The following is a 20,651-nucleotide window of genomic DNA, read 5'->3' as shown; positions in this document are numbered from 1 at the left end:
ATACAAATCATCGTGCAAAAACAAGTGCATTTTCCCTATGGTTTTAATTTACCGGCGTGAAGGGAGTTTGCTGGTTTAGCACCTCAAGTATTCCCCTTCAAGATGACCAGGCTTTCGTGTTACATAAACATCCCCACAAAGATTGCTGTGATAAAGGATGCGAGGGAACCTCCGATGATGGCTTTTAGGCCAAGTTTCGATACTTGTGAGCGTTTCGTAGGTTCAAGTGAACCGAGTCCGATGATCAACTGACCGATCGAAGAAAGGTTTGCGAAGTTACATAGTGCGACAGAAAGCATTGCGACTGTTTTCTCTGATAGCTGTCCTTGCTGAGAAGTCAAATCTTGAAAAGCAACGAATTCATTGATCGACATCTTCGTTCCGATGATGGATGCTGCTCGGAATGCTTCGTCCATTGGAATACCAACGAGTAGAGCGAACGGATAGAAGATATAACCAAGAATCGTGCTAAGATCCGTACCGACGAATCCAAGCATTCCGTTCAGTAGTGCTAGAATACTGATGAATGCGATTAAGAGCCCACCGATATTCAACGCAAGCATGACACCACTAACCGTTCCTTCTGCAATCGATTCGAACACGTTCGCATGTTCAGAACGTTTCATCTTCACATTGTCGTTCGTTTGAGACACGTCAGTTTCAGGCTCCATGATTTTTGCGATGACAAGTGAGACAAATGGGACACTGAAGACGGAAATCAGAAGGTACTTGATGTCGACACCCATAAGCGAGTAGCCGACGAGAATCGCGCCACTCGCTGAAGCTGTTCCCCCGACCATGACAGCGAATATCTCTGAACGCGTTAAGATTTTTAAGTATGGCTTAACGAGGAGGGGTGCTTCCGCCAGTCCAAGGAATGAGTTACCGACTGCGTTAAACGATTCAACTTTTGTTGTTCCCATCAATTTGCCGACCGTTACTCCGACGAGTTGAACGATGAATGGTATGATGCGTAAATAATAAAGTGCAGAAACGAGTGCTGAGATGAAGATAATAACGGAAAGCACGTTGATTGCAAAGACAAATGTTAAATCCGTTTGTTCGTAGAATCCACCGAAAACGAACTGAATTCCTTCGTTACTATAGTTGATGACTTTCTGTACAGCGGCTGACGCTTTTTGTAGGAAAACCTTACCTGCTTCAACTTTTAGAACGAAAAGAACGAACGCCCCCTCGATCGCGAGTCCGACACCAATCGTTCGCCAGTTGACCGATTTCTTCTTGTTACTGAGTAACCATGCGATTCCGAGAACGCCCGCAATGGATAAAAGACCTAAGATGATGCTCATGATATATCCCCCTGATAAAAAGTGTTGCTTCACAAAAAAGAATCTATAAACATATAAAAAAAACCGCACTTAAGGAAAGTCCGGGTTCAGGAAGAATGAGTAACAATGAATAGGTGGATCGTTCACCTATTCGCTATGCTTACCTTCCCTATAGTCCAGCAATTCATGGTTGCAGGGTAGAAACTTATCGGACCATATTTCCAAAAATATATAGAGAGTACATGTGAAGTTGTATTGTAACAATCTAGCAGATGGAAAAGGGGGTAGCAATACCTAGTCTAATAGTAACAATGTTGGAAAAATTCAGCGGGGAAATGAAAGCGTTCGACAAAATCAGAGATCGTTTCAATGGCGTTGTGATGGGAAATGGCGCTGTGAAAAGAGAGAGAGCGTTTTCAAGCGTGTAGGAAATAGGTGAGAGTGGGAAGGGGTTTTTCATGAAAAGAAATGTGAATCTTTTTTTGAAAGAGTGGTGAAAATCATAAGGAAAAGCCCCTCTTATAAAATAAGGAGCTTTGGTAGATTCAGATAAGAGTCAATACTTATGAAATAACCAATTCACAAATATCTTCATTCCGGCATTGGTAATAACGAGTCCAATCGCCATATACACAAAGAAGCCAATCGTATAGGGATGATAAAAGTCTTGATTGTCGCTCGCTTCATTCCAAAACCAAATATATGTATTCACACCTAAGTCGAAGCTATTAAAAATTATTACGATGCCGATCGCCGTTAATGCAACTGCCAATAGGAAGTGGTTTGTCTTCTTGCTCATAGCTGCACACCCTCATTTCGTACGTTCAAAAACTCATCCTTTCCATTGATAAGATAAAAAAGATGACTCTGCGTGAAGAAAAGAGTCATCTTTGTTCTGTTTTGTAGCAATCGTCGACATTCTTACGTTTTCGGGAACGTAAATCCTTCCCCAAAGACATCACGCACATCGTGCACAACGACGAACGCTTTATCATCAGCTTGTTGGATCATCTTCTTCAAAAGGAAGAGCTCTTGTTTGTTGATGACAATATATAAGATGTCTTTCGATTCATTCGAATAGTGACCTCGTGCGTTGATGATGGTAACGCCGCGATCCATCTCAGCGCTAACTTTTTCAGCGATGGCAACGGTGTCTTGAGAGATGATCGTGACAGCTTTTCTCGTATCGAAGCCATCGATCAAGTAATCAAGAATCTTCGTGCTGATATAGATCGAAATCCCTGTGTACATCGTATTCTCGATACCGATGATAAACGATGAAGCCATGACAACGAGAATGTCGAACACGAACATCGAGGTGCTCACACTCCAGCCGAAATGCTGATTCAGCATACGCGCAACGATGGTTGATCCACCTGTTGTACCGCCTGAGCGTAAGACAAGACCAAGTCCAATACCGATGAACACACCGGCAAAAACCGTTCCAAGCATGATGTCGACTGGATTTCCCATGCCCTCAGTTAAATGTATGAAAAGGGATGTGAAGAAGATTGCAATCATCGTATACCATGTGACGCGTTTATTTAGAACTTTATAGCCGATCGCGAGAAGAATCCCGTTCATAAGAAAGTTTGTGAGTCCTGGTGACCAACCGGCCAAATAGTAAAGTGCCATCGAAATCCCTGTCACGCCGCCTTCACCCAGTTCGTTTGGGATGGCGAACCAGTTTACGCCAAGCGCAAAGAACAGGGACCCGATGATAATCAGTGTAATCTCTTTCCCTGTATGATTCATAGTATCACTCCGTTCAAATCTAGTACGTAGGATAATATATCATAGTGATGAAAGGGAAACAGTAGTTTTTTTGTAAAGCTTTTCTCGTAACCATTGTTGCTATATGAGTGCGGGTGATTTTCGTTCAAGGCTGATCGCTTTCCGCGGGGCGGGCGGTGAGCCTTCTCGCATTTTAAAAATAAAAACCTCCATCAGGTGATAGAGGTATTATCACTTAAATTTTCTGTGCTCGCGGTAAAAGGTGACCGCTTCTTTTAGTTTGGTGTTTTCTTTCTCAAGTTGTGCGATTCGCTTTCGCTCTTCTTTTACTTTTTCTTTATAAAGATAGATTGTAAAAATAAGAGCATATACGATCATGAGTGCAATGAAATCCATCGTGCTCATGGTGTTAGATAGCAAGAATATCACCTCTTATAGGAAGTATTCGTTAAACGAAATCTAGCCATAGCTCGACCTGCTTGGCTGCTTCAGGATTGATTGATCGCATCGGTTCAAGAAGGATTTCGCCGCGCTGGCGTTTGATCTCTCTTGCTAGCTCCGGGATATCTTCGAGTAGCCCGGCGTCTTCGATCATGTACGTAAGAGCCTTCATACGAAGATGCTCATTTTCTATTGTGTTTATCTCAAAATGCTCAATCACCATTTCAACCATCGTATCCAGTGGAAATTCTCTCATGGTGTGTCCCTCTTTTCGGGTGGAAGTTAATTTCCATGATACGCGTTCAGAAACAAAATACAATCGATTCGCACTAAAAAATTACTTAATAAGGAAATAAAGGTTGCAGGGAGTAAGGCGCTCGTTTGAGTGCAGAAAGTAAATTGTCACCTGGTGGGGTCTGACCCCGTTTAAAAGCCAACCTCGATCGAGGTTGGCTTTTGTTTTACCTATTTTCCACTGCTTCTTCCCGCGTTCCTTCTCCCTTTGTGACAAGGAAAGGGACGAGCATGGGGATGAAGAGGATGAGGATCAAGAGTCGTATGACCTGCATGGCTGCGACAACACTTCCATCAAGGTCGAGCGAAGCGGCGACGGATGCCATCTGCGGTGCTCCGGCAGGGACGATCGCAAGTAGGCTCGTGATAAAGTCGAGCGGTGTCATGAGATAGAAAACATAGGTCACGACAAATGTAAGAATGAAAAAGGATACGAGAATCCAGAGGCTTGTCCACCCGATCTGTTTAATATCCGATAACGATTTCCGATCGAAACGAACGCCGATGATCACACCGAGCATCGCCATTCCGAGTCCAACGCCTAAGTTCGGCATGGATGGGAGCGGCTGAATAAAAGCGTGAAAAACAGAGCCGAGTACGATCGAATAAAGGAAGGGCGCGATTGGAATCCGCCATTTCTTAGCAAGCACAAGCGTGACGGCTACAAGAACGATGTAAAAAATCGCAGCCAGCCACATTGGCGCGGCACCTTCAACAGTTTTACTTAGTCCGCTCGATTCCACTTCCTTTGTTTTCAAGTAAGAAGTCATGAATCCAGCCACGATCGGGATCGTCGCAACGAGCATCATGATGCGGACAGTTTGGAAGGCAGCGACCATGCCCATGTTTGCTTTGTACTCTCGGCTAAGCGCCATCATGACAGAAGCCCCTGCAGGGAGACAACAGAAGAGAGCTGTCTTCGCATCAAGGTTTGAATAACGCCCAAGCACTTTCCCAAGAATCCAGCTCGCAACGAGCAAGATGACGAGCGACACCGCAAGGGGAAAGAGATAGCTCGCGACTTCCTTAAACATCGACACCTTAATACTGATTCCAATACTAACGCCGATCACAGCGAGTGATAGATCAAATAGTAGGTTTGGGTAAGAGATTTCATTAATCATAAGACGGTAGTACACGCCGACAAGCATCGCGCCGAGTAACCACCCGGCGGGAATGTTCATTAAGTCGAACAAGTATCCGACTCCGAACGCGATCATAAGTAATAACACTTTTATCATAAACTAGCACCTTCAATAAGTAAGAATGTTCGTACGCTCCTCTTTTCAAAATCACGGAGCTCATTTCAATAAGTTTAGCACAGGACGTACAAAGAATTCAGAGGTGGGGCTTTGAGGGAGCATCTCCTTGTCTAAAGGTTCATTCATAAAGGGGAGTTAACAATCTAGGTACATTCCCATTCCAAAGTGAATAGCATGAGGGTAGAAACTTTGAAGGGAATGAGATGGATGTCCTATGATTCAAGGTCGGGCAATTATGATAGACAGTCTCTCAACTCGGCATCAAAAGGTATAGGGAGAATTCCTCTACAAGATTACGGTCCAAAGCCATTTGTAGTCGATATCAATGAAGCAACGCTCAAGAACAATACGTATCGTACAGCATTATGGACAGGAGAACATCTACAGATTACGTTGATGACGATCAATGTAGGCGAAGACATCGGTTTAGAAATGCATCCGCATGTGGATCAATTTTTGCGGATCGAACAAGGGCAAGGACTTGTTCAAATGGGGATGACGAAAGATCACTTACCATTTAGAGTACCTGTGTATGATGATTTTGCGATCGTGATCCCAGCTGGTACGTGGCACAATTTAACGAATACAGGGAAAGAGCCGATTAAGCTGTATTCCATCTATGCTCCGCCAAACCACCCGTTTGGAACGGTGCATCGGACGAAGGCTGAAGCTATGGCGATGGAAGAAGACTATGGGAATGGGAAGAAGAAGTATTTTGGCAAGACGCCAGATGAATGGGTGAAGCATACGGAATTTCTGGTTGAAGAAGGGTTAGAAGATGTGAAGAGAGGAATTAATGCCACACACATTCTTCAAGAATTCATTCTAATGGGCGTTCTTGTAGGGAAAGGCTATTCTCCTGAAGAAGCATATGAAATGGTCGAAGACTGGGAACGTACAGGAGAATCCAAACTTCTTCAGGAAAGCAAGAAATTGTAGGGAGAGGATTGTGAGATTGTTGAATCTTTATCCTCATTGCAACTTAAAGAATTCAAAAGTGGTATTGCCTTTCAACTGATCGAACAAAGCTCTCTTGTGGCTGATAAATGAACCGTTCATGTATTACTTACATGAAACGGTTTTTTTGGAGTAGAGGAACTTTACCGTGGTTGAGAATAAGAAAATAAATCAAGCTCTTCAGAACCATCAGCAGGGGTGATTACTTGTTCAACGTTCATTCCTATTTTTTTAAGAAGTTTGGAAGAAAGCTCATTGTCTTTAGATGTTATCGCGACAATTCGCTTCAGGTTTAGCTGGTTACATCCATATGACAGCGTGGCAGATGCTGCCTCATAGGCATGTCCTTTGGATTGGTATTCTGATAGAAAAGCAAAGCCGATATCCGTATCCTCCAGTGATTCTCTTTTTATTAATCCACAAAGTCCAATCGGTATTTTGCTTTCTTTTAATTCCACTAAGTAGAGCCCATATCCTAATTGCGAGTACATCGTTATGGGGCCTGTCAGTATATAGTTTCTTGCATCTTCAAGTGTGTTGACCCCTTTATCTCCGATGAATTGTTTCCATGTTGGGTCATTCAAAAGCTTCAGTATAAACGCTGCGTCGTCTATTGTTAGCAAGCGCAGAATTAAACGATCCGTTTCGATTATTTTCATCTTCATTCACCTCATAGTTGTGATACAAAGGAGAGCATAAACTGTCATGAGCAATTAAGCAAGTGCTTGTGTCACGTTTCGTGATGCGGTATCGAACGTTTAGACAAAAGAACCCCCTACGCGATGCAGGGGGTTCAGTTATTTATATTAATTTAAGGGGGAAGGAATTTGGGGGGAATTCCTTGATTCATACATTATCATAGGAACATTAGCGTTCTGATGATTATGGGAGAACTTTGATATTTGAAATCCTAACGTAACGAAATACATACAGGCGTGATTTTATTGGGCTCGTTAATAACTTCCTCTAAAGGAGATTATAGGAACGAAGACAGTTTAGTATAGAGATGGTAAGATGAATTAATTTCAAACAAAGGTTTAACTTCGATTTCGTTTTCTCTTATAATGGAGGAAGTACATATCTCATTCGTAACTGATTTTGAAAGGGGTTACATCACAGTGAACACAAAATACTTAGATCTACTAGCCCAGAAATATGATAGTGAAGAGAAAGTTGTAACAGAAATCATCAACCTGAAGGCGATCCTGAATTTGCCGAAGGGAACAGAGCATTTTGTTAGTGATTTACATGGAGAGTATCAGGCCTTTCAACACGTGTTACGAAACGGTTCGGGGAAAGTGAAAGAGAAGATCTCGGATCTTTTTCAAGAAGAATTATCGGAAGACGAGTTGAATGAATTCGCTACGCTCGTTTATTATCCTGAAGAGAAAATTAAGCTGATTAAGAATTCGTTCGACAACACAAAAGAATTACATGAATGGTACAACGAGACGATCGAGCGGATGTTCAAGCTGATTTCGTATGCATCGTCTAAATATACGCGTTCAAAGTTACGGAAAGCTTTACCATCCCATTTTGAGTACGTGATTGAAGAGCTTCTATACAAATCCGCTGACACGAATAAGGAACCGTACTATAGGAAAATCCTCCAGCAGGTCATTTCACTTGGTCAGGCGGATAAGCTTATCATCGGTCTTTCCTATACGACGCAAAGGTTAGTCGTTGATCATCTTCATGTGGTTGGAGATATTTACGATCGTGGACCTGAGCCAGATAAGATTATGGAAACGCTGATTAACTATCATTCTGTCGATATCCAGTGGGGAAATCATGATGTCCTTTGGGTGGGGGCGTTCGCGGGTTCAAAGGTTTGTCTAGCGAATATTATCCGGATCTGCGCGAGATACAATAACTTGGAGATTATTGAAGACGTATATGGCATCAACCTTCGTCCGCTTCTGAACCTTGCGGAGAAGTATTATGATGACAATCCAGCTTTCAGACCGAAAGTCGATCCAGAAGACAAGCCATTAGATGAAGAGATTTCACAAATCACGAAGATCCATCAGGCGATCGCGATGATTCAGTTTAAGCTCGAAAGCCCAATTATTAAGAGACGTCCGTATTTTAATATGTCAGAGCGGTTATTGCTTGAGAAAATCGATCATGAGAACAGCACGATCACCATTCATGGGAAAACGTACGATCTCGAAAACACGTGCTTTAACACAATCGATCCTGAGCATCCAGATAAGCTTTTAGATGAAGAGAAGCAAGTGATGGACAAGCTGCTTTTCTCGCTTCAACATTCCGAAAAGCTAGCGCGACATATGAAGTTTCTTATGAAAAAGGGAAGCCTCTATTTGAGATACAATGGCAACCTTTTGATTCATGGCTGTATTCCTTTGGACGAGGAAGGAAACATGGAAAGCATGACGATTGAAGATAAGTCGTTTGCTGGCCGTGAATTGCTCGATGTGTTCGAGCGGCATTTGCGTGATGCTTACGCACATCCTGAGAAGACGGATGACCTCTCGACAGATATGGTGTGGTACTTATGGACAGGCGAATATTCCTCTCTGTTTGGAAAACGTGAAATGACGACTTTCGAACGTTATTTCATTACAGATAAGGAATCTCACAAAGAGAAGAAGAACCCTTATTACTACTTGCGTGAAGAAGAAGATACGTGTCGCAAGCTTCTAGCAGAATTCGATCTTAATCCTGATCAAGGTCATATCATCAATGGTCATACGCCGGTTAAAGAAATTGAAGGAGAAAATCCTGTGAAAGCGAACGGGAAAATGGTCGTGATCGATGGCGGCTTTTCGAAGGCGTATCAATCTACGACGGGAATAGCTGGATATACGCTATTGTTTAACTCCTTCGGCATGCAGCTCGTCGCTCATAAGCATTTTAATTCAAAAGAAGAAGTTCTCCTGAACGGAGCGGATGTACTATCTGTAAAGAGACTCGTCGATAAAGAGCTTGAGCGGAAGAAAGTTCTCGAGACGAATGTTGGAGAATCCCTCTTGCAGGAACTTCAGATTCTGAATAGCTTGATGGAATACCGCTATATCAATTAAACATAGTTTTGCTGACCCGTAGATCTTTTCTGCGGGTCTTGTTTGAATGTTTGACATGTAATCCCAACTCATGTGATAGTTAATCTAAATTTTCTGAATAAGTAGGAAAGGCATCCCTTTATCAAGAAGTTAGTAGGACGAGACTTCATATGAAAGAAAGCGCATCCAGAACGGTCTTACTTCTGTTTAGAAAAAGGAGAGATGTTGTGGAACACTTTGCTGTTTTTCGTACACCTCAGACGATTTTGTATGGAAGAAAGTCGTTTCAACAGGTTGGCGAGCAAACTGCCTTAAAGGGGACGAAAGCACTTATTGTCACCGACGAAGTTATGCTGAAGCTTGGATATGTGGAGCAATGTCAGGACCTGCTTAGGAAGGAAGGCATAGAGAGTGAACGGTATTCAGGAGTTGAGTCTGAACCGACAGATCTCTATGTGAGTGAATCTCTTCGAGCTCTTGAGAAAGACAGACTGTGATGTTGTCATTTCAATAGGCGGAGGAAGCTGTATCGATACTGCGAAAGCGATCGCAGTGCTTGCGACAAACGGAGGATACATAGGGGACTACAGAGCAAACCGACTGATAGCGAAGAAAGCACCACTTCCACATCTAGCTGTTCCAACAACAGCTGGAACGGGGTCAGAAGCAACAGACGTGACGGTCATCACGAACACAGTGGATGATGTGAAGATGATGATGAAGCAGCCGGCGTTCATGCCAGATGTTGCCATCGTTGATCCGCTGTTAACTCTTTCGTCGCCAGAGCACGTTACCGCTGCGACCGGTGTTGACGCACTCAGTCATGCGATTGAAGCGTACCTATCAAAACGTGCGCATCCGATGTCGGATACGATCGCGCTCTCAGCTATGAAACGACTTGTCGACAATATCGTGACCGTTTATAAAGACGGAAACGATATTGATGCTCGTGAAGCGATGAGCCTCGGGGCACTTCAAGCCGGGATGGCATTTACGAATGCGTCCGTTTGCCTCGTTCACGGGATGTCGCGTCCGATCGGCGCACTCTTTCATGTGCCACATGGCTATTCGAACGCGATGCTGCTACCAGCCGTGCTCGAATACAGCAAAGACCGCTGTACCGATCGGCTTGCTGATCTCGGACGTATTTTCGAGCCAGAACAGGAGAATCTGTCAGACAGCGAAGCAGCTGAACTCGCGGTCACCTCTGTGAAACATCTTTGTGCGACATTAAAGATTCCGAACCTGAAAGAATGGGGAATCGATGAGGAAGCTTTTAAGGAAGCGGTCCCTAAGATGGCGATGGATGCGTTAGATAGTGGCAGTCCTCAGAACAACCCACGCCTGCCGACTAAAGAAGAGCTCGAAAAACTGTATCACACGTGCTATGACTATCACTTTCAAGAAAAAGTAACGCGCTAAAACGAAGGGAGACGGAAACATGACAACGACAGCGACAAACGTACTGAAGAACTATATAGACGGTGAATGGGTAGATGCAAAAACGGATCAGTATCAGTCTGTACCGAATCCAGCAACTGGTGAAGAAATTGCTCAAGTTCCGATTTCTACGAAAGCTGACGTGGAACTTGCTGTACAAGTAGCGAAGGAAGCCTACGAGTCCTGGAGTCAGGTTCCGGTTCCGAAACGGGCGCGCATTCTTTTTAAATACCAACAGCTCCTCGTTGATCACTGGGATGAGCTAGCGAAATTAATCACGAAAGAAAATGGTAAAAGTTATAAAGAAGCGTATGGAGAAGTGCAGCGAGGCATCGAGTGTGTCGAGTTCGCATCTGGCGCGCCGAACTTGATGATGGGGAAACAGCTTCCTGATATCGCGACGAACCTTGAATCAGGCATGTATCGCTATCCTGTCGGTGTTGTTGGAGGCATCACGCCGTTTAACTTCCCGATGATGGTTCCGTGCTGGATGTTCCCACTTGCGATCGCGATGGGCAACACGTTCATCTTGAAGCCATCTGAGCGTACGCCGCTACTCGCAAACCGATTGGTGGAGCTTTTCAAAGAAGCTGGGTTACCTGATGGTGTTCTGAACATCGTTCATGGTGCACATGACGTTGTGAACGGGCTTCTTGAGCACAAAGACGTACCGGCGATTTCTTTCGTAGGATCGCAGCCTGTGGCAGAATATGTGTACAAAACGGCCTCTTCACACGGCAAACGTGTTCAAGCGCTTGCTGGAGCGAAAAACCACTCCATCGTGATGCCTGATGCGGATCTTGATTCTGCTGTAAAAGAAATCATCGCAGCTTCCTACGGCTCTGCAGGTGAGCGATGCATGGCATGTTCGGTTGTTGTCGCGGTAGACGAAGTGGCAGACCCACTGATTCAGAAGTTGAATGAAAAAGCGGATGAGATCAAGATCGGTAACGGCATTGAAGACGACGTGTTCCTCGGGCCAGTGATTCGACAAGAACATAAAGAAAAGACGGAAAGCTATATCGAGCACGGTGAGAATGAAGGTGCAACACTCGTACGTGACGGCCGAAAAGATGAAGCGTATCATGAAGAAGGTGGCTACTTTATCGGACCAACAATTTTTGATAATGTTAAGCCATCGATGAAAATATGGAAAGACGAAATTTTCGCGCCAGTGCTCTCAATCGTACGCGTGAAAAGTCTGAAAGAAGCGATTGAGTTAACGAATGAATCTGAATTTGGAAACGGCGCATGTCTCTTTACTCAAAATGGTAGTCATGTACGTACGTTCCGTGAGAAGATAGAAGTCGGTATGCTAGGAGTAAACATCGGAGTCCCGGCACCGATGGCATTCTTCCCGTTCTCTGGATGGAAGAATTCATTCTACGGCGATCTTCACGCAAATGGATCAGATGGCGTAGAATTCTACACGAGAAGAAAGATGTTAACGGCAAGATGGTAGGATGATAGATAAGAATAAGTGGACGGTGTAGAGGAGTCTGAGCTTCTCTACACTTTTTATCGACACGGATGGGGGAGACTACAGATGGATTTTAATCTTAAAGAAGCGATTGGGATGCTAGAGCGTACGCCCAAAACATTGGAAAGCTTTCTTTCTGGTTTATCGGATAAGTGGCTAACATGTAACGAAGGAGAAGGTACGTGGAGTGCATCACAGGTGCTCGATCATTTGATCGAGTGTGAGAAGAATAACTGGATTCCACGGTTACGGACGATTGTGGAAGGTGAGAATAAAGATTTTCCTCCTTTCGATCGTGATGCTCACTTAACGAAGATAGCCGACAATTCAATCAATACGAAGCTGGCTATGTTTAAGCGCCTGAGGTCACAGAATGTCCTGATCGTGATCGGTCTGATTAAATCCGACGAGCAGTTTGAACTAACAGGAAACCATCCTGCATTCGGTGAAGTAAAGCTAAGAGAACTACTTTCCACCTGGGTCGTGCACGACTTGACGCATATCTCGCAAATCGTACGCGTGATGGCAGAAAGATATCGTGAAGATGTTGGACCGTGGGAAGCGTATTTAGGTGTGTTGAAGAAGGAGTAAAGCTTTCGAGATAATGGTATAGATTAAGGATGTTAGCGAGCGAAAGGATGAGTTCATGTGAATTCAGTTCAGCAAAACGAGGTTCTTTCGAATAAAGAAAAAGCAATATCATTTCTACAACTCGTTGCTTCAGGAGATGTAAGGAAAGCGTATGAGAGGTTTGTAGGTTCTGATTTTCAACACCACAACCCTTTTTTTCGTGGAGATCGGGAATCATTAATGCGGGCGATGGAAGAGAATGAGGAAACAGCTCCTGATAAAGTGCTAGATGTTAAGCGCGCGATCGAGGACGGAGAGGAAGTTGCTGTTCACTCACATATTAAACAAAACCCAGAAGACCTCGGTGCAGCGGTCGTACATATTTTCCGGTTTCAAGAAGGGCGCATTGTTGAGCTTTGGGATGTGGGGCAGCCAGTGCCTGAGCGTTCTGAGAATGAGAATGGCGTGTTTTAACGACGAAAAGGGGTTGTGAATCCATGGATAAAGAAACGGTAATGCAAGAGCTAGAAGCACTCGGCAAAGAACGTACGAAGAAAATGTACGTCTCAAACGGTGCACACGAACCGGTTTTTGGTGTTGCTACAGGTCAGATGAAGCCGATCGCGAAGAAGATAAAGAAGGATCAAGAGCTCGCTGAGAAGCTTTATGCGACTGGGAACTACGATGCGATGTATTTTGCTGGAATCATTGCCGATCCAAAAGCGATGACGGAAGCTGATTTTGAGCGATGGATCGATGATGCATACTTTTACATGATTTCTGACTATGTGGTGGCTGTCACGTTAGCGGAAACAAATATTGCACAACGTGTTAGTGACAAGTGGATCAACAGCGGCGAAGAGCTGAAGATGTCTGCAGGCTGGAGCTGCTATTGCTGGCTACTTGGGAATCGGAAGGATGAAGAATTCGATACGGAGAAGCTCGCCAATTTGCTCGATCAGGCAGAACAAACGATTCACGAGGCGCCAGTACGGACAAAAGTTTCGATGAATAACTTTATCTCGACTGTAGGAATCTCTTATGCTCCGCTTCACGAAAAGGCGGTCGAAGTCGCGAAAGCAGTAGGACCAATAGAAATAGAGCGTGAGAACAAGAAGAACAGTATCTTGAACGCTTCTGAAAGAATCCAAAAGGAAGTGGATCGAGGGAAAATTGGGTTTAAGCGGAAGTATGTGAGATGTTAATTATCAACTGCATGATCTTTTTTATCTGAGTCATTAGTTGAGGGATAATTAATAATCCTAGGAGTTGATCGTATGACATTGAAAATCACCCCTTTTATTAATTTAAATGGCAAAGCCAAAGAGGCAATACAGTTCTATGAAAAAGCACTTGGTGCCGAAGTCCTTTCACTATTAACATACGGTGATATGCAGGACATGAAGGATACAGGTGACCTGAAAGATCTTGTCGCATCCGCAAAGCTACAAATTGGTGAATCTGAAGTCATGATTTCTGATGTTCCTGATCCTACACATGTACAATCAAGTAAGCAAGTCACAATTGGCATTACAACGAACGATGAAGAAAAATCAAAACGAATTTTTGAAGCTCTTGAACAAGATGGCAGAGTCGATATGCCGTTTGGCGAACAACCGTTTAGCCCAGGTTTCGGAGATGTAATGGACAAATTCGGTGTGAGCTTCCTCATTTATACTGAAATCCAAAACTAACATAAAACTGGAGTGTAAGCTTAACGGCAAGCACTCCAGTTTTCCCTTCTTTAGATTAATTTTCTGGATGGAAACCTTTTCTATTTATGATACAATCAATGTGAAATAATTCACATGATTAGAAAGGGTTATGGGGGAGGAAGATGAGGGTAAAGTCTAAGGTATTATCAGCGTTATTTTCTACATTAGTTATAGGCGGTTTATGGTTAATTCTTGGTTCGATCGATGCGAGGAGCATGATTACTCCAGGAGATTTCGGTTTCATCATCCTAGTGGTTATGATGTATACCGCAATTGGGAACTTCATTTTTGGAATTCCAGTATCCCTATTATCTGATTGGGTTTCAAACAAAGTCCCGTCGTTTCGCTTCATCATAGCGGCATTTATTCATTTGTCGATGGCAGTTGCTACATTTGTTGTGATCAAAGATTGGTATGTTTTTTCAGTCTTTGCAGCTTTGTTTTTCTTCCTCGGGGAAGAGTGGCAGCATCGAAAACTTCGCGCGTTTCGTGTGAAGATAGCTGTAGGTAACACTCTAGCGTTTTTCGCATTGCTATTCGGTGTATGGCAGCTTACTCAACTAGACACCACAGAAAAAACCAATAGAACGTACCTGATTCCTGAAGGGTACGAAGGAACGATCGTGGTTCTATACAATATGCCAGGTGAAGAAGAGTTAGATAAAGAGAACGACCGAGACGTGGTTTCGTTACATATGGCAGAACAGGTCTACACGTATGTGGGAGATGCTGTTCACTATGCAGAGGCGCGAACATCATCTGATAGAACGGAAGGCGAATTAAACGATACCTTCTATTATTCAGGTGAAGAAGGTGAGCGAACGGCTATTGATAAAGCATGCATCCATCGCGGGGGAGCAGGGGATGTCGGTACATACGTAGAGAACGCAGAATATGAAATTCTCCAAGTGACGCAAACTTATTGTGGACTTGAATTCATGAGATATGGCAGTGATGTTTATGAGAGGCAGGAAGAAAAGGTTATGAGTGAGTTGTTTTCAGAAGGGAGTAGGTGACCGAAAACGTAAACTCAAATGAGGTTAAAGCAAAACGATTTGAAGGATGCATGCTTCCCAAAACCATGAATGAAGACGGAATGGAATTGTCTATGGTTTAATAGGAGAATCTATACCTAGTACACCTTTTGATTGTGAAAGGAGAGAACGAATTGGAGTCAACCATTTGGCTAGAGTATGGGTGGGCATTATTAATCCTAATCGGATTAGAAGGGCTTTTATCTGCCGACAATGCACTCGTACTAGCTGTAATCGCCAAGCACTTACCTGACGATGAGAAGAAAAAGGCGATCAATTATGGAATTATCATGGCATTTGTTTTTCGGTTTGGTGCGCTTTTTGCGATTTCGTTTATTGCAAACGTATGGCAGATTCAGGCGATCGGAGCAGCTTACCTTCTGTACTTAGGGTTAAAGCATATTATTAAGGCACGTATTAAGCATGAACAGCCTTCTAAAGAAGAAGAAGAGAAAGCGGCTGGCAAGGGCTTTTGGCCGACAGTAGGGAAGATTGCGCTTGCTGACCTCGCGTTTGCAATCGATTCGATCCTAGCTGCGGTTGCGATCGCACTCGGGCTACCAGATTCCCCATTAGGCGACTTCGGTGGGATGGATGGCGGACAATTTTCCGTTGTCTTAATCGGTGGAATTGCAGGGCTTATCCTAATTAAGTTTGCAGCAACGTGGTTCGTAAAGCTTCTTACAAAACGTCCTGCACTTGAAACGACAGCGTATGCGATCGTGGCATGGGTTGGGGTCAAACTTGCGATCATTACCCTTGCTCATAAAGATATTGGGGTCATCGATCATGATTTCCCACATAGTCTCCTTTGGACGCTGATTTTCTATGGCGTATTAATCGCAATTGCACTAATCGGGTGGTTTTCACCTACGAAAGAGTCCGTTCAGGAAGAGTCCTGATAACTGTATAGAGCGTTTGATTGAGCAAATGTTTCTTCTAGGATAGGAGAAGCCTTTGCTCTTTTTTATTTTAATGGGAGGGGAAGCAAAGCGCTGAAAGAATCGTTCGAGCTGTGCTAAACTACCGGTAAACGATACGAACAAATGAGGGATGAGCATGCAATCGATCTTAGTAGTTGAAGACGAAGAAAAAATTGCCCGCGTGCTTGAGCTCGAGCTGGAGTACGAAGGGTACAAGGTTATGAAAGTGTATGACGGTTTCGAAGGATTGCAGCAGTTACGTGAGCGGTCATGGGATCTCGTGTTATTAGATGTGATGCTTCCTGGTATGAGCGGTGTGGATCTCTTGCGTAGGATTCGGTCAGGAGGAGACCTAACACCTGTCATCATGCTGACTGCGAAGGATGAATTGAAAGACAAAGTAGAAGGGCTTGACCTTGGTGCGAACGATTATGTAACAAAGCCCTTTCAAATAGAGGAACTGCTAGCTAGGATTCGTTCTGCTTTACGGACTACGGCTGCTCCTCAAGCAGAAAGCGAGAACGTGATGAAGGTAGCTGACCTGAGTGTGAACAAATCAACGCATGAAGTTTTCCGTGGGGAACAACTGATCCAATTAACGGCGAAAGAATTTTCCTTGCTAGCTTATTTCATGAAGAATCATCGTCAGGTTTTAAATCGAGAACAGCTTCTTCAGCATGTTTGGGGCTATGACTATTACGGTGACACAAACATAGTCGACGTGTATGTACGGTATTTACGAAATAAAATGGATAAAGGCTATGAGCCAGAGCTTCTTCATACGATAAGAGGCGTCGGTTATGTGCTGAAGGATCCGCGATGAAGCTCTCGAATAAAATTCACGTGTTCACAACGGTATTGTTTGTGATACTTCTGGTCTTGATCAACGTAGCGATTTATTTTTCTTTTAAAAACATGATGTTTCGTACGGAGCTTGATCAAGTGAAGCAGGAGGCAGAACAGGTTGTAGTCGGAGTGCAGGAGAATAGTGGCGCAACGTCACAAAGTTTATTGCGCGCTTATGTGCCCCCGCAAGGAATGCTTGAAATCGTTCAGCAAAACAATGAATCTGATGTGAGCGTTACGGGTGGTGGAGAAGACCTGAACGATCAGGAAACAGAGTTTCACGAGATGGAAGTTAAGGAAGTCCGGACGATGGATGATACGCCATATGGATTTGTTGCCATCCCGATCGTATGGTCAGATGGAGAGATTGCATCGCTACAGTTGACTGAGTCGATGGAGGCAGAAGCGGAAAATTTGGAATTGTTACGGGTCGTCTTACTAGGTGTTACGATTCTTGCGTTCATTCCGCTTTTCCTATCAGCACGTCTATTAAGTAATGTCATCACAAAGCCGATTGCGTCGCTCACTCAAACGATGAACAGCATCCGGACGGGTGGTACGTTTCAGCGAATCGATACATCTAAGCGTTCGAGGGACGAGCTTTACCACATGACGGAAACGTTCAATAAGATGATCGATCAGCTTGAGGCAAACTACACTCGACAGGAGCAGTTTGTTTCGAATGCGTCTCATGAATTGAAAACACCGCTCACGATCATCGAGTCATATTTAAGCTTACTTAAGCGACGTGGCAAAAACGATGAAGCTCTTTTCGACGAGTCTGTCGACGCGGCTCTAGATGAAGCAAAACGAATGCGTGAACTGACACAGCAGCTCCTGCTCTTATCAAAACAAGATGAGCAGTGGAACATGGAGTGGATAGACCATGAGCTAAATGATATCCTCCAATCGACGATCAATGCATTTGAGAAAGCTTACGAGCGAAATGTTTTATATGAAGCGACTCACTCTGTGACAGTGAAGACGGATGAACAGAAGGTGAAGCAGCTTCTCTATATCTTTATGGATAATGCTAGAAAGTATAGTGAAGCAGCTCTCGCGGTTCGGCTAGAACGTGTAGAGGATAAGGCTAGAATCACTATTTCTGACGATGGCATCGGCATCTCGAAGGACCATTTGGAAAACGTGTTTGATCGTTTTTATCAGGTCGATGAAGCGAGGACCCGTGCTTCAGGAGGATATGGCCTTGGGCTATCATTAGCGCAAGAATTAGCACGAGTGCTCGGGGCAGAAATACGATTAGATAGTGATGTTGGAAAAGGGACAACAGCGACGATTCTTTTGCCACTTTCGTTTGAAGGGAGAGGTGATGAACGATGAAAGTAAAAGCAATCATCTCAGTCGTAGCTTGCCTCGTCTTCATTTTAATAGGGTGGCAAGGTATTCGGTTATGGATGGACGAAGACACGATCGAAGCTGAAGACGTTAGAAGCAAACTAGAAAGCCAATATAACGGGAAAATCTCTAGTATGAAACAGACAGATGACGGCTATCTTATGGTCCTCACGCGTGAAACGGGCGACTATGAATTTGAGGTTTCAGAAGAAGGCGGGAGAATCATCAGGATGGCGCGCATCGACTCTTCCTCTCCTGAGAAGTCAGAACAACAAGAACTAATGACGGAAGATGAAGCCCGAGACGTTGCTTTAGAACGTGTGTCTGGAAGTATCGATGACATCGATTACGAGTCTTCTGTTACTGGGTCTTACTTTTTAGTTGAAATCGAGCGGGAGAATGGCAAGGAGACGACCGTTCAAGTGAATGCGATCACTGGTGAAATCATGTCTGTCAGCGACGATTAATTTTCTCATCAGATTCTCATTTTCCTCTCCATTGATTCTCATCTTGATTCTGTAATCTACAGATAGAGTCAAACAGAAGGAGGACATACAATGAAGAAGAAATTAATCATATTCGGTGTATCTGGAGCGATCGTGCTAGGTGGAGGTTTCGGTGTCAATGCGCTAGCAAACAATAGTGAAGACTGGAATAACGAGAGTGTCAAACTATCTCAAGAGGACGCAGAAAAAGCCGCGAAACAAGAAGTACAAGGGTTGAAAATTGAAGAAGTCGAAAAAGACAAAGAAGGCAAGCGTTTCGTGTATGAAGTCGAAGGTACGAACGAAGATGGAAAAGAAGTCGAAGTTGAGATCGATGCGAATTCTGGCGAAGTGATCTCCTCTGAGCTAGATGATGACTCAGAAGAAACTGAACAGGCCGAAGACGTGAAGATTTCAAAAGAAAAAGCGGAAGAAGTAGCGAAGAAAGAAGGAAAAGGTGAGATCATCGAAGTCGAGCTTGATGGCGGCCATTACGAAGTGAAGATGAAGGATGGAAAGAAAGAGTATGAAGTAAAGGTGAACGGCCAGACAGGTGAGGTTATGGAAGAAAACTCAGCACAAGAACAATAGTTGAACAAAAGCTCTCTAGAAGTGACGGTTCTTCTGATGAAAAAGCGGCATGTCCATAATAAAATGGCATGCCGCTTTTGTCGTTACAATTATTGATAATCGCTGGATTAGGGTCAAGCTGAAGGACTTCTGGTGGTGTAAGGACCGGTTCGTCTTTATCGTAGAAAATTTTAAATCCACCGTATTGAACTGGCTCATTTCGAACAAATTTACGGTAGAGTGACATTTTTGTTCCATAATCACCATAGCCATCAAAGTTCAAGGCAACTTCAACATTATCGGTTGGTTTGATCACTTGCTTATTTGTGACAGTGTGGTCCGTAAATTGGTGGACGAGTACGATTTTATCTGGTAAGTCGTTTTCTTCTACAAAAGTAGAAACATAGTCGACGACTTCTTGTACTTCTGATCCATCGACAACAATTTCACTTGATGAAGAGCCGTATCGCGCCCGGAAGTAGGGGGTCAGGTACGTACCTGCCCCCCTACCTTTAACAATACCTTCAATTTATTTAGGTCTTACGATTCATTGTTAATGTTTTCCACTGGGGTTACGATAGAGAGGAATGAATGTTCATTCCGTATAGAAGAAAGAAAGGGTGAGGGTTATGAAACCCCAGAACAAGCGGGATAGCGTCTTATCAAGTGCGCTTGCATTATTTGCAGAGCGAGGGTTTGATGCGACAACTGTTCCGATGATTGCGACTTCAGCGAACGTTGGTGCTGGGACAATCTACCGGTATTTTGAGAATAAAGAGGTGCTCGGTAACACGTTGTTCCAGAATTATGTTGTCACGTTTACGAAGACGATTGAGGCGCACTATTCATCTGAGCAGTCCATCCGTGAGCAGTTTCATCATCTTTTCAGAGCGATGATGTTGTTTACGAACGAGAATGAGCACGCCCTCTATTTTATAAAAAAACATAGTGGCGCACATTTTTTGAATGAAGAGAGTCGAGATGACTTCGCGCAGCTACTCAATCTATTCAGATCGTTCTTTGAAACTGGTAAAGAACAAGGTGTGATTCGAAACCTGCCTTCTGAAGCACTGATCGCAATTCTGTACGGGGCGTTTCTTGAGCTTCAAAACCTTGTTAGAGTCGGTGAACTAGTCCCTGATCATGAGCTTCTTTCTGGTGTAGAAGAAAGCTTATGGGATTCGGTTAGGCACCACTCGTGAAGAGCTTTTACTCTTCATCCTACAAAC

The 20,651-nt window shown here is 43.8% G+C and carries 22 protein-coding genes, 1 pseudogene and 1 riboswitch; of the genes and pseudogenes, 15 read left to right on the top strand and 8 right to left on the bottom strand.

Translation table 11 applies throughout. The annotated features are described in order from the left end of the window. Positions 1–119: 119 nt before the first annotated feature. From SJY16_RS15325 to SJY16_RS15300, 6 genes are all read right to left on the bottom strand, one after another. On the bottom strand, positions 120–1,310 hold the full coding sequence (locus SJY16_RS15325; protein ID WP_377890501.1) for a NupC/NupG family nucleoside CNT transporter: 1,191 nt from the start codon (positions 1,308–1,310) through the stop codon (positions 120–122). Between the two features lie 131 nt (positions 1,311–1,441). Next, positions 1,442–1,544, bottom strand: a riboswitch (purine riboswitch). Between the two features lie 301 nt (positions 1,545–1,845). Beyond that, the gene (locus SJY16_RS15320; RefSeq protein WP_377890500.1) at positions 1,846–2,088 is read right to left on the bottom strand and encodes a hypothetical protein; all 243 of its coding nucleotides are present in this window, start codon (positions 2,086–2,088) and stop codon (positions 1,846–1,848) included. 122 nt (positions 2,089–2,210) lie between these two features. Further along, the gene (locus SJY16_RS15315; protein WP_377890498.1) at positions 2,211–3,044 is read right to left on the bottom strand and encodes a YitT family protein; all 834 of its coding nucleotides are present in this window, start codon (positions 3,042–3,044) and stop codon (positions 2,211–2,213) included. A gap of 210 nt (positions 3,045–3,254) precedes the next feature. Next, a complete protein-coding gene (locus tag SJY16_RS15310) occupies positions 3,255–3,443 on the bottom strand; it encodes a coiled-coil domain-containing protein (RefSeq protein WP_377890496.1) in 189 nt (62 codons plus the stop codon). 28 nt (positions 3,444–3,471) lie between these two features. After that, positions 3,472–3,720 carry a hypothetical protein gene (locus tag SJY16_RS15305; protein ID WP_377890494.1) on the bottom strand — a complete coding sequence of 83 codons (249 nt, stop codon included), beginning with the start codon at positions 3,718–3,720 and terminating at the stop codon, positions 3,472–3,474. 205 nt (positions 3,721–3,925) lie between these two features. Further along, positions 3,926–4,999, bottom strand: a complete 1,074-nt coding sequence (locus SJY16_RS15300) for an AbrB family transcriptional regulator (RefSeq protein WP_377890492.1) — start codon at positions 4,997–4,999, stop codon at positions 3,926–3,928. Between the two features lie 219 nt (positions 5,000–5,218). Here SJY16_RS15300 and SJY16_RS15295 point away from each other — a divergent pair, with 219 nt between their 5' ends. After that, positions 5,219–5,959 (top strand): cupin domain-containing protein, encoded by a 741-nt coding sequence (locus SJY16_RS15295; RefSeq protein WP_377892283.1) that lies wholly within the window; start codon positions 5,219–5,221, stop codon positions 5,957–5,959. Positions 5,960–6,120: 161 nt separating this feature from the next. On the opposite strand, the gene SJY16_RS15290 is transcribed toward SJY16_RS15295, so the two are convergent. Beyond that, the gene (locus tag SJY16_RS15290) at positions 6,121–6,636 is read right to left on the bottom strand and encodes a GNAT family N-acetyltransferase (protein ID WP_377890490.1); all 516 of its coding nucleotides are present in this window, start codon (positions 6,634–6,636) and stop codon (positions 6,121–6,123) included. A gap of 459 nt (positions 6,637–7,095) precedes the next feature. Here SJY16_RS15290 and SJY16_RS15285 point away from each other — a divergent pair, with 459 nt between their 5' ends. The 13 genes and pseudogenes from SJY16_RS15285 to SJY16_RS15225 all read left to right on the top strand — a co-directional run bounded on the left by SJY16_RS15285 (position 7,096) and on the right by SJY16_RS15225 (position 19,443). Continuing rightward, positions 7,096–9,024: a fructose-1,6-bisphosphatase gene (locus tag SJY16_RS15285; protein WP_377890488.1), complete on the top strand. Its 1,929-nt coding sequence runs from the start codon at positions 7,096–7,098 to the stop codon at positions 9,022–9,024. Between the two features lie 206 nt (positions 9,025–9,230). Further along, positions 9,231–10,425, top strand: a pseudogene (locus tag SJY16_RS15280) (iron-containing alcohol dehydrogenase). A gap of 19 nt (positions 10,426–10,444) precedes the next feature. After that, the gene (locus tag SJY16_RS15275) at positions 10,445–11,905 is read left to right on the top strand and encodes a CoA-acylating methylmalonate-semialdehyde dehydrogenase (protein WP_377890486.1); all 1,461 of its coding nucleotides are present in this window, start codon (positions 10,445–10,447) and stop codon (positions 11,903–11,905) included. 84 nt (positions 11,906–11,989) lie between these two features. Next, the gene (locus SJY16_RS15270) at positions 11,990–12,514 is read left to right on the top strand and encodes a DinB family protein (RefSeq protein ID WP_377890484.1); all 525 of its coding nucleotides are present in this window, start codon (positions 11,990–11,992) and stop codon (positions 12,512–12,514) included. Positions 12,515–12,571: 57 nt separating this feature from the next. Then, positions 12,572–12,967: a nuclear transport factor 2 family protein gene (locus SJY16_RS15265; protein ID WP_377890482.1), complete on the top strand. Its 396-nt coding sequence runs from the start codon at positions 12,572–12,574 to the stop codon at positions 12,965–12,967. A 23-nt stretch (positions 12,968–12,990) separates the two neighbouring features. Then, on the top strand, positions 12,991–13,698 hold the full coding sequence (locus tag SJY16_RS15260; RefSeq protein WP_377890480.1) for a DNA alkylation repair protein: 708 nt from the start codon (positions 12,991–12,993) through the stop codon (positions 13,696–13,698). A gap of 72 nt (positions 13,699–13,770) precedes the next feature. Continuing rightward, positions 13,771–14,187 (top strand): VOC family protein, encoded by a 417-nt coding sequence (locus SJY16_RS15255; protein ID WP_377890478.1) that lies wholly within the window; start codon positions 13,771–13,773, stop codon positions 14,185–14,187. A 143-nt stretch (positions 14,188–14,330) separates the two neighbouring features. Further along, positions 14,331–15,224 (top strand): DUF6843 domain-containing protein, encoded by an 894-nt coding sequence (locus SJY16_RS15250; RefSeq protein ID WP_377890476.1) that lies wholly within the window; start codon positions 14,331–14,333, stop codon positions 15,222–15,224. A gap of 152 nt (positions 15,225–15,376) precedes the next feature. Continuing rightward, complete coding sequence (locus SJY16_RS15245) at positions 15,377–16,144, top strand: TerC family protein (RefSeq protein WP_377890474.1); 768 nt, start codon at positions 15,377–15,379, stop codon at positions 16,142–16,144. 151 nt (positions 16,145–16,295) lie between these two features. Continuing rightward, positions 16,296–16,988, top strand: coding sequence for a response regulator transcription factor (locus SJY16_RS15240; protein ID WP_377890472.1), 693 nt, complete (start codon positions 16,296–16,298; stop codon positions 16,986–16,988). Continuing rightward, complete coding sequence (locus tag SJY16_RS15235; protein WP_377890470.1) at positions 16,985–18,352, top strand: sensor histidine kinase; 1,368 nt, start codon at positions 16,985–16,987, stop codon at positions 18,350–18,352. Before SJY16_RS15240 ends, SJY16_RS15235 begins: the two co-directional genes overlap by 4 nt. Beyond that, complete coding sequence (locus SJY16_RS15230) at positions 18,349–18,834, top strand: PepSY domain-containing protein (protein WP_377890468.1); 486 nt, start codon at positions 18,349–18,351, stop codon at positions 18,832–18,834. The genes SJY16_RS15235 and SJY16_RS15230 overlap by 4 nt, the downstream gene beginning before the upstream one ends. 90 nt (positions 18,835–18,924) lie before the next feature. After that, a complete protein-coding gene (locus tag SJY16_RS15225; RefSeq protein ID WP_377890466.1) occupies positions 18,925–19,443 on the top strand; it encodes a PepSY domain-containing protein in 519 nt (172 codons plus the stop codon). Here the strand turns inward: SJY16_RS15225 and SJY16_RS15220 are convergent. After that, a complete protein-coding gene (locus tag SJY16_RS15220; RefSeq protein WP_377890465.1) occupies positions 19,412–19,738 on the bottom strand; it encodes a hypothetical protein in 327 nt (108 codons plus the stop codon). The two genes, SJY16_RS15225 and SJY16_RS15220, sit on opposite strands and share 32 nt — an antisense overlap. Before the next feature lie 313 nt (positions 19,739–20,051). Here SJY16_RS15220 and SJY16_RS15215 point away from each other — a divergent pair, with 313 nt between their 5' ends. After that, the gene (locus SJY16_RS15215) at positions 20,052–20,624 is read left to right on the top strand and encodes a TetR/AcrR family transcriptional regulator (RefSeq protein ID WP_377890464.1); all 573 of its coding nucleotides are present in this window, start codon (positions 20,052–20,054) and stop codon (positions 20,622–20,624) included. The last annotated feature ends 27 nt before the right edge of the window (positions 20,625–20,651 follow it).

Source organism: Alkalihalobacillus sp. R86527 (assembly GCF_042466185.1).
GTDB lineage: Bacteria > Bacillota > Bacilli > Bacillales > Guptibacillaceae > Guptibacillus.
The sequence above is the reverse complement of the archived record's forward strand: the minus strand, read 5'-3'. Positions and strand labels throughout refer to the sequence as shown.

Bases quoted from the DNA above. Each gene is read 5' to 3' on its own strand.
- SJY16_RS15300 (WP_377890492.1), bottom strand. From the start codon at position 4,999: ATGATAAAAGTGTTATTACTTATGATCGCGTTCGGAGTCGGATACTTG.
- SJY16_RS15225 (WP_377890466.1), top strand. From the start codon at position 18,925: ATGAAGAAGAAATTAATCATATTCGGTGTATCTGGAGCGATCGTGCTA.
- SJY16_RS15275 (WP_377890486.1), top strand. From the start codon at position 10,445: ATGACAACGACAGCGACAAACGTACTGAAGAACTATATAGACGGTGAA.
- SJY16_RS15255 (WP_377890478.1), top strand. From the start codon at position 13,771: ATGACATTGAAAATCACCCCTTTTATTAATTTAAATGGCAAAGCCAAA.
- SJY16_RS15315 (WP_377890498.1), bottom strand. From the start codon at position 3,044: ATGAATCATACAGGGAAAGAGATTACACTGATTATCATCGGGTCCCTG.
- SJY16_RS15305 (WP_377890494.1), bottom strand. From the start codon at position 3,720: ATGAGAGAATTTCCACTGGATACGATGGTTGAAATGGTGATTGAGCAT.
- SJY16_RS15260 (WP_377890480.1), top strand. From the start codon at position 12,991: ATGGATAAAGAAACGGTAATGCAAGAGCTAGAAGCACTCGGCAAAGAA.
- SJY16_RS15295 (WP_377892283.1), top strand. From the start codon at position 5,219: ATGAGATGGATGTCCTATGATTCAAGGTCGGGCAATTATGATAGACAG.
- SJY16_RS15250 (WP_377890476.1), top strand. From the start codon at position 14,331: ATGAGGGTAAAGTCTAAGGTATTATCAGCGTTATTTTCTACATTAGTT.
- SJY16_RS15230 (WP_377890468.1), top strand. From the start codon at position 18,349: ATGAAAGTAAAAGCAATCATCTCAGTCGTAGCTTGCCTCGTCTTCATT.
- SJY16_RS15325 (WP_377890501.1), bottom strand. From the start codon at position 1,310: ATGAGCATCATCTTAGGTCTTTTATCCATTGCGGGCGTTCTCGGAATC.
- SJY16_RS15320 (WP_377890500.1), bottom strand. From the start codon at position 2,088: ATGAGCAAGAAGACAAACCACTTCCTATTGGCAGTTGCATTAACGGCG.
- SJY16_RS15215 (WP_377890464.1), top strand. From the start codon at position 20,052: ATGAAACCCCAGAACAAGCGGGATAGCGTCTTATCAAGTGCGCTTGCA.
- SJY16_RS15240 (WP_377890472.1), top strand. From the start codon at position 16,296: ATGAGCATGCAATCGATCTTAGTAGTTGAAGACGAAGAAAAAATTGCC.
- SJY16_RS15270 (WP_377890484.1), top strand. From the start codon at position 11,990: ATGGATTTTAATCTTAAAGAAGCGATTGGGATGCTAGAGCGTACGCCC.
- SJY16_RS15290 (WP_377890490.1), bottom strand. From the start codon at position 6,636: ATGAAAATAATCGAAACGGATCGTTTAATTCTGCGCTTGCTAACAATA.
- SJY16_RS15235 (WP_377890470.1), top strand. From the start codon at position 16,985: ATGAAGCTCTCGAATAAAATTCACGTGTTCACAACGGTATTGTTTGTG.